A 15,506-nucleotide genomic window follows, 5' to 3' on the forward strand; every position below is an offset into this window, starting at 1 on the left:
CATCCCCGGTTTCGCATGATGTCGAAAATGATCGTTTGGTTTTCAAAGGGCCAGAAAAAGTTCAAAAACCAGAAACCGTATAGCTGAACCTGACCTGAACAACCGGCTAAAAATGAGCAGCGGACAAAAAACAACTATCCCCATTCAAGAATGAGTATCATTATGTTACGCAGTGTTTCTGGCTGATCGCTCGCCGAAGCACGCACGCTCACTCTTCAGTCTCGACCCGGTGGAATATGCTCGTTCCGTTTTTGATCATGCTGCGCGAAGGCATCGAAGCTGCGCTTATTGTTGGCATCATCGCCAGTTATCTGAAACAGACCGGTCGCGGCGAGTGGATGCCTGCGGTGTGGATTGGCGTCTTTCTCGCTGCAGCCCTGTCGCTGTTCGTCGGTGGCGGGCTGGAACTGATGAGCGCCGAGTTTCCGCAGAAACAGCAGGAATTGTTCGAAGGCATTGTCGGCCTTATCGCGGTAGGCATCCTCAGTTCGATGGTGTTCTGGATGCGCAAAGTGGCGCGTTCGATCAAGCATGCGCTGCACGAATCACTGGACGCCGCCCTCGCCGGCTCAAAAAACCAGACCTACGCGCTGATCGCCATGGTTTTCTTTGCCGTGGCCCGCGAAGGGCTGGAAACCGTATTTTTTCTGCTCGCCGTGTTTCAACAGAGCGAAGGGTCGGGCGCGCCGCTGGGTGCCCTGCTCGGCCTGTTACTGGCGGTCGGGTTCGGCGTGGCGATCTACAGCGGCAGCATGCGCCTCAACCTGAGTCTGTTTTTCCGCTGGACCGGGCTGTTCATTCTGGTCGTGGCCGCTGGCATCCTCGCCAACTCGGTGCAGGCACTGCATGAAGCGGGGGTCTGGAATCATCTGCAAGGTGTGGTCTTCGACATCAGCGCGCTGCTGCCGATGGACGGGCCGACAGGCTCGGTGCTCGCCGGTATGTTCGGTTACCAGGACGCGCCGACGGTCAGCACGCTGAGCGTCTATCTGATTTACCTGATCGGGGCACTGGTGCTGTTTTTCATGCCGCACTCCCCGAAAGCCGGCAAACCGGTACAGCCACACCCATCTTCCGTGACAAACGAATAAGGGCACTCATGTCTAACCGTCCCTCAGGGCTTTCCGGTAAAGCCCGGCCGCCGCATGTCCTGCGATTGGCAGTCGCAGGCTCCGTGATCCTGATGATTGCCGCAGGCGGGCTGTTCTATTACGCCTCGCAGGTGGCCGCCAAAAAGCGCGCCGCCAATGCCGGTACTGAAACCGTGGTCAATATTCACGCGCGCAATTGCGAGCCGAACGCCCTGACCGTGGCGGCAGGCAAGAACGCGTTCCGCATCGTCAACCGCTCCGAGCGGGCCGTTGAATGGGAAATTCTCGACGGCGTGCTGGTGATCGAAGAACGGGAAAACATTGCGCCGGGCCTGAGCCAGGTGATCAACGCCAACCTGGCACCCGGCGATTATGCGATCACCTGCGGCTTGCTCAGCAACCCGCGAGGCACCCTGCACGTCACGCCGACCGCCGAGTCTGACGCCAAGGCCAAGGCACGCCCGTCAATGACGGCATTCATCGGCCCGCTTTCCGAATACCGGGTGTACCTGAGCCTGCAAGGCTCGGCGCTGATCAAAGCCGTCACCGCACTGCAGCAGGCCATCGACGCTGGCGACCTGAGCGCAGCGCAAGCGGCGTATCTGCCAGCCCGCGCTGCCTATCAGCGCATTGCACCTGCCGCGCAACGCCTGTCTGAACTGGACAACGCCATCAACGCCCGCGCCGATTATTACGAGAAGCGTGAGCAGGACCCGGGCTTTACCGGCTTCCACCGCATCGAATACGCATTGTTCGAGCAACACAGCGTCGAGGGCCTGTCGAAGGTCGCGCAGCGTTTGCAGGCCGATGTCACCCAACTCAAACAGCAATTGCTGGCGCAATCCCTGAAGCCGGAGCAACTGCCCGCCATTGCAACCCGCACGCTGCGCAGCCTGGCCGATGTGCGCAGCAACGGCGAGGAAGAACGCTACAGCCACAGCGACCTCAACGGTTTTGCCGCCAACCTAGACGGCACACGCAAGATCGTCGATCTGCTGCGTCCGCTACTGACCCGCAGCGCAGGCGATCTGTTGCAGAAGATCGATGCCGCGATGGCTGACCTGGACACCACGCTTGATGCGTTGAGCACCGCTGACGGGTATCGCCCTTACGACCAGGTGGACGCGGCGCAACGTCAGCAGATCGCGAAAAAGGCTGGCGTGCTGGCTGACGCACTCAATGGTATCGACTCGGCACTCGGCCTTTCTGACCTCTGATCCACTGGAGCACAGCACATCACCATGAAAAACCCGGACAGCAATCCAGACGCCAATAACGCCCCTGCTTCCATTCAGCGTCGTCGTGTCCTGATGGGCCTCGGCGCTGCCGGTGCCGCGCTGGCAGGCAGCAGCCTGAGTGGCAATGTGCTTGCCGCAGCACCGGCACAGGTTACCGAAGCGCCGAACAGCGAAAAGACCGAGGATCACAACACCTATTACGGCGTGCATCAGACCGGCATCGTCAACCCGCGCCCGGCAGCTGGCATGCTCGTGGCATTCGATGTACTGGCCGCTGATCGTGATGATCTGCAGCGCCTGTTCCGCACGCTGAACGAGCGCATCGCCTTCCTGATGACCGGCGGCCCGGTCCCGGAAGTCGACCCGAAGCTGCCGCCACTGGACTCGGGCATCCTTGGCCCGGTGGTCACCCCGGATAACCTGACCATCACGGTCTCGGTGGGTGAGTCGCTGTTCGATGAGCGCTTCGGTCTGGATTCGGTGAAGCCAAAACGCCTGAGCCGCATGACCGGCTTCCCCAACGATGCGCTGGACCCGGCCAGTTGCCATGGCGACCTGAGCATTCAGTTCTGCGCTAACACCGCAGACAGCAACATTCACGCCCTGCGCGACATCGTCAAGAACCTGCCCGACCTGTTGCTGGTGCGCTGGAAGCAGGAAGGCACCGTGCCGCCTCAGGCACCGAAAAAACCTGGCCAGCCGCCTGAAAGCGCGCGCAACTTCCTGGGTTTCCGCGATGGCTCGGCCAATCCGGACTCTAACAACCAGAAGACCATGAACGAACTGGTCTGGGTGCAGCCGGGCAGCGACGAGCCGGCCTGGGCCGCCAATGGCAGCTATCAGGCGGTGCGCATCATCCGTAATTTCGTCGAACGCTGGGATCGCACGCCGCTGCAGGAACAGGAATCGATTTTCGGCCGCAGCAAAACCACGGGCGCGCCCATGGACGGCAAGGTCGAGACGGACGTGCCGAACTACGCGGCCGACCCGGAAGGCAAGAAAACCCGACTCGACTCGCACATCCGCTTGGCCAACCCGCGCACCGCCGAAACTCAGCGCAACCTGATTCTGCGTCGCCCGTTCAATTACTCCAACGGCGTGAACAAGAACGGCCAGCTGGACATGGGCCTGCTGTTCATCTGCTATCAGGCCGATCTGGAAAAAGGCTTTATCACGGTGCAGAGCCGTCTCAATGGCGAGCCGCTTGAGGAATAGCTCAAGCCGGTCGGCGGCGGCTATTTCTTCACCCTGCCGGGGGTAACCGGCGACCAGGATTTCATCGGCCGCTCGCTGCTGGCGGCCGCATCGACCAAGCAAACCGCATGACCTACCCACTCCTGACCCGGAAGACCCTCATGAAAAAGACGCCTCTGGCTTTGCTCCTGACGCTTGGCCTGCTCCAGACCCCACTGGCCGCCTTCGCCGCCACCGCGCCACTGGACCTGGTAGGCCCGGTGTCGGACTACAAGATTTACGTGACCGAAAACATCGAAGAGCTGGTCAGCCACACTCAGCAATTCACTGATGCCGTTAAAAAGGGCGACATCGCGACGGCTAAAAAGCTGTACGCACCCACCCGCGTGTACTACGAGTCGGTCGAGCCGATTGCTGAACTGTTCAGTGATCTGGATGCCTCCATCGACTCGCGTGTCGATGACCACGAAAAGGGCGTGACGGCAGAAGACTTCACCGGCTTCCATCGCCTGGAATATGCGCTGTTTTCGCAGAACAGCACCAAAGACCAGGGCCCTATCGCCGACAAACTGATGAGCGACGTCAAGGACCTGGAAAAACGTGTGGCCGAACTGACCTTCCCGCCTGAAAAAGTCGTCGGCGGTGCCGCCGCGCTGCTGGAAGAAGTGGCCGCAACCAAGATCTCCGGAGAGGAAGACCGTTACAGCCACACCGACCTGTACGACTTCCAGGGCAACATCGACGGCGCGAAGAAAATCGTCGACCTGTTCCGTCCGCAGATCGAACAGCAGGACAAGGCCTTCTCGGCCAAAGTCGACAAGAACTTCGCCACCGTGGAAAAAATCCTGGCCAAGTACAAGACCAAAGACGGCGGCTTTGAAACCTACGACAAAGTGAAAGAGAACGACCGCAAAGCGCTGGTCGGTCCGGTCAACACCCTGGCCGAAGACCTCTCGACCCTGCGCGGCAAGCTGGGCTTGAACTGATCTGAAGCTCAAGGCGCCACGCAGACAAGTGACGCAGAGCGTCACGAACGGCATTCCCACGCTGGAGCGTGCGGAACGATAACCTCAACTACCGTGCGACGCTCCGCGTCGCCATGCCGTTCTGGACGCTCTGCGTCCTCTTGTGACGCAAAGCGTCACGACAGGCATTCCCACGCTGGAGCGTGCGGAACGATAACCTCAACTATCGTGCGACGCTCCGCGTCGCCATGCCGCTCTGGACGCTCTGCATCCTCTTGTGACGCAGAGCGTCACGCCAGGTATTCCCTCCGCAGCGTGCGGAACGATAACCTCAACTATCGTGCGACGCTCCGCGTCGCCATGCCGTTCTGGACGCTCTGCGTCCCGCCCTTAGATCCCGCTGAACCAGTTATAACCCTGATCCTCCCAGTACCCGCCGGGATTTTCGTTGCTGACGAAGATCTCGACGATGTGCTTGGGGTTCTTGAAGCCCAGTTTGGTCGGGACTCGCACGCGCAGCGGGTAGCCGTAGTCCGGTGGCAGGGCGACTTCCCCAAAGTCCAGCGCCAACAGGGTCTGCGGGTGCAATGCGGTGGGCATGTCCAGGCTTGAGTAATAGCGGTCGGCGCACTTGAAGCCGACGAATCGCGCTGTGGTGTCCGCGCCGATGTACTCCAGAAATGTCTTCAGTGGCACGCCGCCCCACTGCCCTACTGCACTCCAGCCTTCGATACAGATCAGTCGCGTGATGTCGGTACGTTGCGGCAACTTGCGCAACGCTTCCAGCGTCCACGGCTGCTTGTCACGTACCAGCCCTGAAACGGCCAGCCGGTAGTCGGCAATTTCAAGCTCGGGCACGTTGTACTCAGGGTAGAACGCATTGAACGGGAACGGATTGGTCAACTGCGCCTTGCTATAGGTCCGCGCCAGTTTCTGGCCATTGAACAGCCAGGCCTGAACCCGGTCGTTCCAGCGCGACATGGCCCACAACACCTTGTCCACCTGATCGCCGTCCTGCAGGTTGCAGCCGGTGAGCATTGACATCGCCCCCACGGTCAGCCCGGCACGCAGAAACGAACGCCGCTGAATATCGATCAACTGGCTTTGCTGCGCAGGCTCCAGGCGGATGCGCTGGGTAATGCGTTTACGAGGTTCATTCATGGCTTGGCAGCCCCTTCTTCGTTCGGCTGGCGGCCGCCGGTAATCATCGGTAACAAGGTGCTCGGCACCAGCACCACCAGCAGCAGATGCACCACAACAAACGCGCCGATCGCCGTCATCGCACCAAAATGCACCCAGCGGGCAAAATCAAAACCACCCAGCAAGGCCACCAGCTCCTGGAACTGCACCGGCTTCCAGATGGCGAGCCCCGACACCACCACCAGCGCGCCCATGAGCAGCACCAGCCAATACATCAGGCGTTGCACGGCGTTGTACTGGCCTTTGACGTGCACCAGTCGAAAACGCATCGCATCAACAGCATCGCGCTTCACCTCGGAAGGCCGAACCGGCAGCAGATCGCGCTTGAAATGGCGACTGAGCACGCCATACAGCACATACACCAGGCCGTTGATGACCAATAGCCACATCACCGCGAAGTGCCAGGCAATGGAGCCGCCCAGCCAGCCGCCGAGTGTCAGGAATTTGGGAAAGGTGAACGGCATCAGCGGCGACGCGTTGTAGATGGCCCAACCGCTCATGAACATGCAGACCATGCCCACCGCGTTGACCCAATGAGTCAAACGCACCGGCCACGGATGAATGGGACGGGTTTTCATGTCGAGATCCCTCTGAATCAGGCATAGCCGGAATGTAACGAGGGCAGGCGACCGGAGGCACCTGCCCTCGCGTGGTCGGCTGCAATTACATCGGCGGTGTGAAACCGTTTTTGCCGACCGCAACGCCGCGCGCCGACTTGCCGTCGTCAGCCGGGAACACCACGACTTTGGCGCCTTTGGTCAGTTGATCGACCTTGCCTGGTTCGACGTAGGCGATAGGCACGTCCTGTGGCACCACCAGTTTCTTCTCGCCGCCTTCATACTTGACGGTCAGCGTACGCCCATCGGTCCCGGCCAACGTACCGACAGTGCCATTGGTCATAGTGCCGGTGCTGCCATCAGCGTTTTCCCAGCCGTAATGGCCTTCGCCGCTGCCTTTGAGGCTCGCTTCAAAAACGGTCACTTCCAGCGCTTTCAACGTGCCGTCAGCCTGGGGTATGGCAGCCGAACCGACAAAACTGTCGCCTTTGATTTGCTTGAAGTCAGCTTCGGACACCAGACGGATACCGGTCTTGTCAGTCAGTTTGATACTTTCGTGCTGACCCGAACGGGTGGTGAAATCGAGGGTGTCGGCGCTCACGCTGTCGACAGTCCCGCGCATCGGTTTGACCACCTTCATATCGGCGGCTTGAGTCATGACAGCGGCGCTGAGCAACAGCAGGCCAAACGTAGTGGAGAGTGCAGTCTTCATCAGTACTTCCTTGGCAGTTGAGATCTGAGAACCATCCTTGCACCGCTACCGGCACCGTAGAATGACCGGGCAATGACATTTTTGTCATTCGCCGGACACCTTGTCGGCAACTGGTTAGACTCCGGCATCGGCGCAAAAAGGGCGCCTGCAAAAGCGTAGCGGACAAAACGATGCATATCCTGCTAATTGAAGACGACACCAAAACCGGCGAGTACCTGAAGAAGGGCCTCGGCGAATCCGGCTACGGGGTCGACTGGACCCAGCACGGTGCCGACGGCCTGCACCTGGCGCTGGAAAACCGTTACGACCTGATCGTGCTGGACGTGATGCTGCCCGGCATCGACGGCTGGCAGATCATCGAAGTACTGCGCGCCCGGCAGGACGTGCCCGTGCTGTTCCTCACCGCCCGCGACCAGTTGCAGGACCGGATTCGCGGCCTGGAGCTGGGCGCTGACGACTACCTGGTCAAGCCGTTTTCCTTCACCGAACTGCTGCTGCGCATCCGCACCATCCTGCGCCGTGGCGTGGTCCGCGAGGCCGATCATTTTCACCTGGCCGATCTGGAGCTCGATCTGCTGCGTCGCCGCGTGACGCGTCAGCAACAAGTCATCGTGCTGACCAACAAGGAGTTCGCCCTGCTGCATCTATTGCTGCGTCGCGAAGGTGATGTGCTGTCACGAGCGCAGATCGCCTCGGAAGTCTGGGACATGAATTTCGACAGCGACACCAACGTGGTGGACGTTGCCATCAAGCGCCTGCGCAGCAAGGTCGACCTGCCCTATCCGGTCAAACTCATCCACACGGTGCGCGGCATCGGTTACGTGTGCGAGGTACGGCCATGCGACGTCAGCCTTCCCTGACCCTGCGCTCGACCCTCGCCTTCGCGCTGGTGGCAATGTTGACCGTCAGCGGTGCGGGCCTTTACCTGTACCAGTCCATCGAACAGACCGTCATGCAACGCAGCGACCATGCGGTGCTGGCGCGCCTCGACCATTTTCGCAAGCTGCTGCGCTACGACCTGACCATGGACAACCTCAAAGGCAGCCCGCAACTGTTCGAGAACATGCTCGACAGCGAGGAAGACATCTTCATCATCGGCGAACCGGGCAAGCCGCCGGTGATTTCGGTCAACCCGCAACATGCACCGCTACCGGAACTGCCCACCGTGGCGCAGGACCAGCCGTTACAAGTCGATGACCTGCGCAGCGGCATGAGTCTGCAAGGCGTGCCTTTGCGTGCTGCGGCGGCACAGGTCGTGTCCAATGGCGTCGAGGTGCGCTTGCAGGCGGCGCACCTGATGGTCAAGGAAATGGCCATGCTCGCCAGCTTCCGTCAACGCATCTATATAGCTGTGGTGCTGGTGTTTCTGATCACCGCGCTGCTGGGTTATGTACTGCTGCGGCGCGGTCTGCGGCCGTTGCGCAGGATGGCGGCGCACGCAGCGGCAATCACCCCGGCCAGCCTGCACAAGCGGCTCGACAGCCGCGATACGCCGGTCGAATTGCAACAATTGAGCGACGCCTTCAATGCCATGCTCGACCGGCTGGACGACGGTTATCGGCGTTTGACGCAGTTTTCTGCCGACCTGGCCCACGAGATTCGCACCCCGGTCGGCTCGCTGATGGGCCATTGTCAGGTTGCCCTGCGCCAGAACCGCAGCGTCGACGAGTATCAGGCGCTGCTGGCCTCGAATCTGGAAGAGCTGGAGCGCATCTCGCGGCTGGTGGAAAGCATTCTGTTTCTGGCCCGCGCCGATGAAGCCCAGGCCGCGCTGGAACGTCAGTCGCTGGACCTGCACGATGAACTGCAACGAGTGGCGGGCTATTTCGAAGGGTTGGCAGAAGAACGCAATCTGACCCTGAGCACCCGCGGGCAAGGGACGCTGCTGGCCGATCCGATCCTGCTGCGCCGTGCATTGAGCAATCTGGTGGCCAACGCCATTCGCTATGCCGATGAAGACAGCGAGATTCTGATGCGTGTCGCTGCGGTTGATCGACACTGGAGAATCGATGTGGAAAATTGCGGGCCGGTGCTGCCGGAGACCACCCTCGCCCGGCTGTTCGATCGTTTCTATCGTGGCGACGCCTCACGCCATGAAAGCTCTGACTCCAATGGCCTGGGCCTGGCGATTGTCACGGCGATCATGCACCTGCATGGCGGCCGGGTCGAAGTCGCTCAACCCGCCGCGGGCAGAATCCGCTTCAGCCTGATATTTCCAGTGGCGTAAATGTTCCGGCCCGCAAAGATCACGTCTTCTTTTCGTGAGCGATGGCCAGCTTGTAGAACGTGGCCGAGCCGCCTTCAGTGGTGTAGCCCGTGTTGTCCTGGGTGTAGACCCCTGCCTTGAAGTAGAACAGCTTGCTGCCCCAGGCTGAATCCAGCTTGGCGTACCAGACCGCGTCAAAAGCATTGACCGTCAGATCACCGGTACTCGACAGGTTGATGGTGTAGTTGAACTGCTGATCGAGCGGCACGCCCTGCGCGATGGTGATGACTTCGATTTCCGAATCCGGCGTGCGGCGAAACTTGGCGACAATGTTGCCTGTCTTCAGCTTCTCCTTGTACTGGTATTCCACCTTCAACAGCGGCTCGGTGCTCTGGTAGCAGTGAATCTGGCCGATCACGATCTTGCCACTGGACGGCACTTGATCGACTTCCAGCGTAGCGCGCAGAAAATTGTTGGCACTGGAATAGGCCCAGTTGAAAACCCTGCCGTCGGCCGTTGTCTCGCGTAACTCGGAACGCGGGTACTTGGCGTTCTCGGTGGTCGACCCGGTCACCGGCGCCCAGAAAAACAGCGTGTCTCCCGATTGAAAATAGCCGTCCCGATAGCCCTTTACCAATTTGGGGGTCTCAATGATGGTCGCAGGACTACCGACGGGTACGGAAAGATTCCAGGTGGCAAGGTCGATCATGGAGTAGCTCGCAGGGCACGCGTTGCGCACCAGCAGGATGGCTCTGGAACGGGCATGCAAGCCCGTTGCGTTCAGGGAGACTATCGGCTTAATCGTTTAATTATTAAACAGCAACGACAACACATTGGCGTCAACAAAATGCCTAAATCGCCCAAATGCCACTACTTCGATATCAAACTTCGTAACCAAGCCAAGTGCCACTACTGGCCTGCAGACTGCGATTAACGTGAGAACTGTTCTCGCGATCGGCGTCATTTTTTTGAATGTATCGCGACCCATACAGAACAAAATCATGCAAATTACCGACAGACGGTCGCGATTATTTTCAGTCTGAGTGAACTTAACGCGCCTGACACTGACAAAGCGCCCCTTTTCAAGAAGCGCAGGTGCGTCAAAATCGGCATTTTGCGAAGGCTTACCTCAACGCTGATTCAAGAACCTCACTGCCATCGGGCAGCTTCGGGTTGACTGTAAGCAGTTGTTACGGGATATTAGTTAGCAAGCTATTTATCTCCTTGCTAACAATATCGCTCCTAACTAAATCTCTGGTGCCTTCATGTCTGTCGAATCACTGCATCGGGCAATCAGCAGTGGTCTGGTGGCGGCCTCTCGTCAATGGCGACGCATCTGTCAGAACACGCTGGTGACCTATGGCATTTCCGAAGCCTGCGCAGGGCCGCTGCTGGCCATCGCGCGCTTGGGCGACGGCGCGCACCAGGTGAAAGTGGCCCAGGCGGCTGGCATGGAAAGCCCGACGCTGGTCCGCCTGCTCGATCAGCTGTGCAAGGCCGGCATCGTCTGCCGTACTGAAGATCCCAACGACCGCCGCGCCAAGGCCTTGAGCCTGACGGAGAAAGGCCGCGCACTGGCCAGCGCCATCGAGGCGGAATTGACCCGCTTGCGCGCCGACGTACTTCAAGGCCTGCAACCCGCCGACCTGGAAGCCACTGTGCGAGTGTTGCAGGCATTTGCCGATGCCGCGCAGCGTGAACACGGGAGCCCGGTTTGAACGGTTTTTTCTCCAGCGTGCCACCGGCACGCGACTGGTTCTACGGTGTGCGCACCTTCGGCGCGTCGATGCTGGCGCTTTATATCGCGCTGCTGATGGAAATGCCCCGCCCGTACTGGGCGATGGCCACCGTGTACATCGTCTCCAGCCCGTTCGTAGGCCCGACCAGCTCCAAAGCGCTGTACCGCGCTGCCGGAACGCTGGCCGGTGCGGCGGCTTCCGTACTGCTGGTGCCGATGTTCGTGCAAACACCGCTGTTATTGGCCATCGTGGTCGGGCTGTGGACCGGTACGCTGCTGTTTCTGTCCCTGCACCTGCGCACCGCGAACAGCTATGCGCTGATGCTGGCCGGCTACACCATGCCGCTGATTTCCCTGCCGGTGGTCGACAATCCACAGGCGGTATTCGATATCGCCGTGTCGCGCACCGAGGAAATCTTCCTCGGCATCATTTGCGCTGCGGTCATCGGCGCGATGTTCTGGCCGCGCCGCCTGGCACCGGTGTTTCAGGCCACTACGGAGAAGTGGTTCAGTGACGCCTCGACCTACAGCGAGCGCTTCATCAGTCGCAGCTGTCAGGCCGAGGAAATCGGCGCACTGCGCAACGCGATGGTCGGCAGTTTCAACTCGCTGGAAATGATGATCGGCCAGTTACGCCACGAAGGCGCACGCAAGCAAACCGTGCGCAACGCCAACGAACTGCGCGGCCGGATGATCCATCTGCTGCCGGTCATTGATGCACTTGACGACGCGCTATGGGCGCTGGAACGGCGCACGCCCGAGCTTCTGGCTAGCGTCTCGCCGTTGTTGCAGCACGTCTACGACTGGCTGAAAAATACCGCCGAAGGTCCGCAAGACGAGCAATGGCAGCAGTTGCACGCTGAGCTGGAGCGCTTGCAACCGGACTCCGTGCAACTGGACGATCGTGATCAGTTGCTGCTGTCCAACACCCTGTTCCGCCTCAGCGAATGGATTGATCTGTGGCAGGACTGCCGCACCCTGCAATACGCGATCAAGACCGACGATCAGACACCCTGGCGTGCGGTGTATCGCCATTGGCGACTGGGCCGGCTGACGCCGTTTCTTGATCGCGGCCTGATGCTCTATTCGGTGGCCTCGACCGTGCTGGCGATCATCGCCGCATCGGTGCTGTGGATTCTGCTCGGCTGGAAGGACGGCGCCAGTGCGGTGGCGCTGGCGGCAGTGTCGTGCAGCTTCTTTGCAGCGATGGACGACCCGGCCCCGCAAATCTACCGGTTCTTTTTCTGGACCATGCTGTCGGTGGTGTTTGCCAGCCTGTACCTGTTCGTGGTGCTGCCCAACCTGCACGACTTCCCGATGCTGGTGCTGGCCTTCGCCGTGCCGTTCATTTGTGTCGGCACCCTGACCGTGCAGCCGCGCTTCTTTCTCGGCACGCTGCTGACCATCGTCAACACCTCGTCCTTCATCAGCATCCAGAGCGCCTACGATGCGGACTTCATGAACTTCCTCAACTCCAACCTGGCGGGTCCGGCCGGGCTGTTGTTTGCCTTTATCTGGACACTGGTGTTTCGCCCGTTCGGGGTTGAACTGGCAGTCAAACGCCTGACCCGCTTCAGCTGGCGCGACATTGCCAGCCTCAGCGAGGAATCATCGCTGGCCGAGCACCGGCGCATGGGCGTGCAGATGCTCGACCGTCTGATGCAGCAACTGCCGCGTCTGACGCTCACCGCGCAGGACACCGGCATTGCCCTGCGCGAACTGCGAGTGGCGCTGAACATGCTCGACCTGCTTGCCTACACCCGGCGTGCCACACCCGCTGCCCAAGCGCAGTTGCGTCAGGTGATCGATGAGGTCAGCGGTTATTTCAAGCACTGCAGCAAAGCCGGTGAACGACTGCCCGCACCGCGAGGCCTGTTGATGGCCATGGACCGCGCGCGCCGCGCGCTGACCGATCAGGAAATGGGCGACAACCCGGCCCGTGTCCACCTGCTGCACGCGCTCAGCGGCCTGCGTCTGGCGTTGTTGCCGGGCGTAGAGATCGTCACCGTGGGCGGGGAAATGACCGAGCAACTGCCGCACAACATCGATGGAGCGCCCCTGTGATCGGTGATCTGGACATCAGCGGGATCTTCATTCCCACGTTCCTGGCGATGATGGGCATCGCCTATCTGCTGTTTCTCGGAGTGCACGCAGTGCTGCTGCGTGCGCACTTCTACCGCCTGGTCTGGCACCGGGCTTTATTCAACGTAGGTCTATACGCTTTGTTGCTCGGCGCCGTGGATACTCTCAGTCGATACCTGATGACATGAAAAAACCGATACTGACACTGGGCCGCGTGGTCCTGACCCTGCTGGTTGTCACCCTGGCCGCCGTCGTCGTGTGGCGGATGGTGATGTATTACATGTATGCGCCGTGGACCCGAGACGGCCACATTCGCGCCGATGTCGTGCAGATCGCGCCGGACGTGTCCGGGCTGATTCAAAAGGTCGAGGTGACTGACAACCAGCCGGTACACAAAGGCCAGGTGCTGTTCACCATCGATCAGGACCGCTTCCGCCTGTCGTTGCGTCAGGCTCAGGCCACGGTCGCCGAGCGCCAGGAAACCTGGCAGCAGGCGCGGCGCGAGAACACGCGTAACCGCAGCCTCGGCAATCTGGTCGCCCGTGAGCAACTGGAAGAAAGCCAGTCCCGGGAAGCCCGCGCACTGTCAGCGCTGGGTGAGGCACGGGTGGCCGTGGACGCTGCGCAACTGAATCTGGATCGCTCGGTGATTCGCAGCCCGGTAGACGGCTACCTCAACGACCGCGCGCCCCGCGAGCATGAGTTCGTCACTGCCGGGCGTCCGGTGCTGTCGGTGGTCGATGCGGCTTCGTTCCACATCGACGGCTATTTCGAGGAAACCAAGCTGGACGGCATTCATGTCGGCCAGGGCGTGGACATTCGCGTCATCGGCGACAACGCCCGGCTGACCGGCCATGTAGTGAGCATCGTCGCCGGTATCGAAGACCGCGACCGCACCAGCGGCTCGAACCTGCTGCCCAACGTCAACCCGGCGTTCAGTTGGGTGCGGCTGGCGCAGCGGATTCCAGTGCGGATCGCCTTCGACGATGTGCCCAAGGACTTCCGCATGATCGCCGGGCGGACCGCGACGGTGTCGATCATCGCGGATACCCAGGAGACCAGCCGATGAAACACGCCGCACGCCTGAGTGCGCTCGGTTTGAGCGTCCTGCTGTCAGCCTGTCAGACAGTCGGGCCGGATTACCGATTGCCGGAAGACGGCGCGATCAATCGCCCGGATTTGCAGGGCGAACTGGCGGGCCGTTCGGTCAACACCGTCTCGGCGCCGGTGCCTGCGCACTGGTGGCGTCTGTATCAGGACCCGCGTGTAGATGAACTGGTGCGCCAGGCGATGGCGTCCAATACCGATCTGCGCGTCGCTGCCGCCAACCTGCAACGCTCTCGCTATCAGAACTCAGAAGCCGAGGCAGCGGGCGGTTTCACCAACGGTGCGAAGATCGGCGCGCAACGGGTGCAGGAATCGGGCGAGTCGTTTCTGCTGACCGACAAGGTGCCGGTGTCCAATGTCGGCGATGTGGGTATCACCACGTCCTACCAGTTCGATCTGTTCGGCACCTTGCAGCGTGGCATCGAGGCAGCGCAGGCCAACGTCGATGCCAATCAGGCGGCGGTCGATACAGCACGCATCACAGTGGTCGCCGATGTCGTGCGCGCCTACACACAGATCTGCGCGGCCAACGAAGAACTTGATATCGCCCGCGAATCGCTGGATCTGCAACAGCAGAGCGTGACCCTCAACCAGCGCCTGCGTGATGCCGGACGTGGCGATGAAACCCAGGTCACACGCTCGCAGACCCAGTTCAAATCGTTGCGCGCTGAAATGCCACGTTACGAAGCTCGCCGTCAGGCGGCGATGTTCCGCCTGTCGATGCTGCTCGCCAGACCGGTCGAGCAATTGCCGGCCGGGGTCAACACCTGCAACGAGCTGCCACACATTGCCCAGGTGATGCCGATAGGCGATGGCGCCGCGCTGCTCAAACGCCGCCCCGACGTGCGTCAGGCCGAACGGCATCTGGCGATGTCCACGGCCGAGATTGGTGTGGCTACCGGCGAGCTTTACCCGGACATCAGCATCGGCGCGAGCATTGGCACCACGGGCCTTATCGAAAACCTCGGCAAACCGGCCGCCAACCGCTGGGGCTTCGGGCCGCTGTTGAACTGGACCCTCCCGTCGAATGGGTCGCGGGCGCGTATCCATCAGGCTGAAGCATCTGCCCAGGCATCCTTGGCACGCTTCGATGGTGTGGTGCTCAACGCCATCCGCGAAACCCAGACCGGGCTGGCGCAATACACCGCCCTGCTCGACCGCCGCGATGCGCTGAAAGACGCCGAGCAATCGGCCAGGGAGGCGGCTGACCAGACCCACCGTTTCTATCAGGCCGGACGCGCATCGTTCCTCGCAGATCTGCAAGCGACCCGGACCTACACCGACGTCCGCGCGCAACTGGCCGAGGCCAACACCGAAGTGGCCATGGGGCAGATCAACCTGTTTCTGGCACTGGGCGGCGGTTGGGAGAAGGATGGCGTGGCCGGGAAGTAAGATGCGCCCGGCAATGCTACGCTT

The 15,506-nt window shown here is 60.8% G+C and carries 14 protein-coding genes and 1 pseudogene; 11 read left to right on the forward strand and 4 right to left on the reverse strand.

Translation table 11 applies throughout. From position 1 onward, the window contains the following. Positions 1 to 236: 236 nt before the first annotated feature. From efeU to efeO (I9H07_RS14800), 4 genes and pseudogenes are all read left to right on the forward strand, one after another. On the forward strand, positions 237 to 1,091 hold the full coding sequence (efeU, locus tag I9H07_RS14785) for an iron uptake transporter permease EfeU (RefSeq protein ID WP_236424290.1): 855 nt from the start codon (positions 237 to 239) through the stop codon (positions 1,089 to 1,091). An 8-nt stretch (positions 1,092 to 1,099) separates the two neighbouring features. Continuing rightward, complete coding sequence (gene efeO / locus I9H07_RS14790) at positions 1,100 to 2,308, forward strand: iron uptake system protein EfeO (protein ID WP_058392779.1); 1,209 nt, start codon at positions 1,100 to 1,102, stop codon at positions 2,306 to 2,308. A 24-nt stretch (positions 2,309 to 2,332) separates the two neighbouring features. Continuing rightward, a pseudogene (gene efeB, locus I9H07_RS14795) lies at positions 2,333 to 3,655 on the forward strand (iron uptake transporter deferrochelatase/peroxidase subunit). A gap of 29 nt (positions 3,656 to 3,684) precedes the next feature. Beyond that, positions 3,685 to 4,509 carry an iron uptake system protein EfeO gene (gene efeO / locus I9H07_RS14800; RefSeq protein ID WP_024646255.1) on the forward strand — a complete coding sequence of 275 codons (825 nt, stop codon included), beginning with the start codon at positions 3,685 to 3,687 and terminating at the stop codon, positions 4,507 to 4,509. Between the two features lie 369 nt (positions 4,510 to 4,878). Here efeO (I9H07_RS14800) and I9H07_RS14805 read toward each other — a convergent pair whose 3' ends face one another. The 3 genes from I9H07_RS14805 to I9H07_RS14815 all read right to left on the reverse strand — a co-directional run bounded on the left by I9H07_RS14805 (position 4,879) and on the right by I9H07_RS14815 (position 6,957). Then, a complete protein-coding gene (locus I9H07_RS14805) occupies positions 4,879 to 5,649 on the reverse strand; it encodes a molybdopterin-dependent oxidoreductase (RefSeq protein ID WP_236425410.1) in 771 nt (256 codons plus the stop codon). Continuing rightward, positions 5,646 to 6,266: a cytochrome b/b6 domain-containing protein gene (locus tag I9H07_RS14810; protein WP_024672326.1), complete on the reverse strand. Its 621-nt coding sequence runs from the start codon at positions 6,264 to 6,266 to the stop codon at positions 5,646 to 5,648. Before I9H07_RS14810 ends, I9H07_RS14805 begins: the two co-directional genes overlap by 4 nt. An 85-nt stretch (positions 6,267 to 6,351) precedes the next feature. Further along, positions 6,352 to 6,957, reverse strand: a complete 606-nt coding sequence (locus I9H07_RS14815) for a hypothetical protein (protein ID WP_010434348.1) — start codon at positions 6,955 to 6,957, stop codon at positions 6,352 to 6,354. Between the two features lie 170 nt (positions 6,958 to 7,127). On the opposite strand from I9H07_RS14815, the gene I9H07_RS14820 reads away from it, so the two are divergent. Both I9H07_RS14820 and I9H07_RS14825 read left to right on the forward strand, forming a co-directional pair. Then, positions 7,128 to 7,817, forward strand: a complete 690-nt coding sequence (locus I9H07_RS14820; protein WP_024672325.1) for a heavy metal response regulator transcription factor — start codon at positions 7,128 to 7,130, stop codon at positions 7,815 to 7,817. Beyond that, positions 7,796 to 9,184 (forward strand): heavy metal sensor histidine kinase, encoded by a 1,389-nt coding sequence (locus I9H07_RS14825; RefSeq protein ID WP_024672324.1) that lies wholly within the window; start codon positions 7,796 to 7,798, stop codon positions 9,182 to 9,184. The genes I9H07_RS14820 and I9H07_RS14825 overlap by 22 nt, the downstream gene beginning before the upstream one ends. A gap of 19 nt (positions 9,185 to 9,203) precedes the next feature. Here I9H07_RS14825 and I9H07_RS14830 read toward each other — a convergent pair whose 3' ends face one another. Next, a complete protein-coding gene (locus I9H07_RS14830; protein ID WP_024672323.1) occupies positions 9,204 to 9,872 on the reverse strand; it encodes a polysaccharide lyase family 7 protein in 669 nt (222 codons plus the stop codon). A 556-nt stretch (positions 9,873 to 10,428) separates the two neighbouring features. Here I9H07_RS14830 and I9H07_RS14835 point away from each other — a divergent pair. From I9H07_RS14835 to I9H07_RS14855, 5 genes are read left to right on the forward strand one after another with little or no spacing between them, the layout of a single operon-like run. Beyond that, positions 10,429 to 10,881: a MarR family winged helix-turn-helix transcriptional regulator gene (locus tag I9H07_RS14835; protein ID WP_024672322.1), complete on the forward strand. Its 453-nt coding sequence runs from the start codon at positions 10,429 to 10,431 to the stop codon at positions 10,879 to 10,881. Further along, positions 10,878 to 12,965 (forward strand): FUSC family protein, encoded by a 2,088-nt coding sequence (locus I9H07_RS14840; RefSeq protein ID WP_236425409.1) that lies wholly within the window; start codon positions 10,878 to 10,880, stop codon positions 12,963 to 12,965. The genes I9H07_RS14835 and I9H07_RS14840 overlap by 4 nt, the downstream gene beginning before the upstream one ends. Further along, positions 12,962 to 13,171, forward strand: coding sequence for a DUF1656 domain-containing protein (locus tag I9H07_RS14845; protein WP_024643362.1), 210 nt, complete (start codon positions 12,962 to 12,964; stop codon positions 13,169 to 13,171). Before I9H07_RS14840 ends, I9H07_RS14845 begins: the two co-directional genes overlap by 4 nt. Further along, complete coding sequence (locus tag I9H07_RS14850) at positions 13,168 to 14,052, forward strand: efflux RND transporter periplasmic adaptor subunit (RefSeq protein WP_236425408.1); 885 nt, start codon at positions 13,168 to 13,170, stop codon at positions 14,050 to 14,052. The genes I9H07_RS14845 and I9H07_RS14850 overlap by 4 nt, the downstream gene beginning before the upstream one ends. Next, entirely contained in the window at positions 14,049 to 15,482 is a 1,434-nt protein-coding gene (locus I9H07_RS14855) for an efflux transporter outer membrane subunit (RefSeq protein ID WP_058391114.1), read from the forward strand. Before I9H07_RS14850 ends, I9H07_RS14855 begins: the two co-directional genes overlap by 4 nt. Positions 15,483 to 15,506 lie beyond the last annotated feature (24 nt).

It is taken from the genome of Pseudomonas syringae, assembly GCF_023278085.1.
Lineage (GTDB): Bacteria > Pseudomonadota > Gammaproteobacteria > Pseudomonadales > Pseudomonadaceae > Aquipseudomonas > Aquipseudomonas syringae_Q.

Coding starts and splice junctions, on each gene's coding strand:
- efeU (WP_236424290.1), top strand. CDS start 237: ATGCTCGTTCCGTTTTTGATCATGCTGCGCGAAGGCATCGAAGCTGCG.
- efeO (WP_058392779.1), top strand. CDS start 1,100: ATGTCTAACCGTCCCTCAGGGCTTTCCGGTAAAGCCCGGCCGCCGCAT.
- efeO (WP_024646255.1), top strand. CDS start 3,685: ATGAAAAAGACGCCTCTGGCTTTGCTCCTGACGCTTGGCCTGCTCCAG.
- I9H07_RS14805 (WP_236425410.1), bottom strand. CDS start 5,649: ATGAATGAACCTCGTAAACGCATTACCCAGCGCATCCGCCTGGAGCCT.
- I9H07_RS14810 (WP_024672326.1), bottom strand. CDS start 6,266: ATGAAAACCCGTCCCATTCATCCGTGGCCGGTGCGTTTGACTCATTGG.
- I9H07_RS14815 (WP_010434348.1), bottom strand. CDS start 6,957: ATGAAGACTGCACTCTCCACTACGTTTGGCCTGCTGTTGCTCAGCGCC.
- I9H07_RS14820 (WP_024672325.1), top strand. CDS start 7,128: ATGCATATCCTGCTAATTGAAGACGACACCAAAACCGGCGAGTACCTG.
- I9H07_RS14825 (WP_024672324.1), top strand. CDS start 7,796: ATGCGACGTCAGCCTTCCCTGACCCTGCGCTCGACCCTCGCCTTCGCG.
- I9H07_RS14830 (WP_024672323.1), bottom strand. CDS start 9,872: ATGATCGACCTTGCCACCTGGAATCTTTCCGTACCCGTCGGTAGTCCT.
- I9H07_RS14835 (WP_024672322.1), top strand. CDS start 10,429: ATGTCTGTCGAATCACTGCATCGGGCAATCAGCAGTGGTCTGGTGGCG.
- I9H07_RS14850 (WP_236425408.1), top strand. CDS start 13,168: ATGAAAAAACCGATACTGACACTGGGCCGCGTGGTCCTGACCCTGCTG.
- I9H07_RS14855 (WP_058391114.1), top strand. CDS start 14,049: ATGAAACACGCCGCACGCCTGAGTGCGCTCGGTTTGAGCGTCCTGCTG.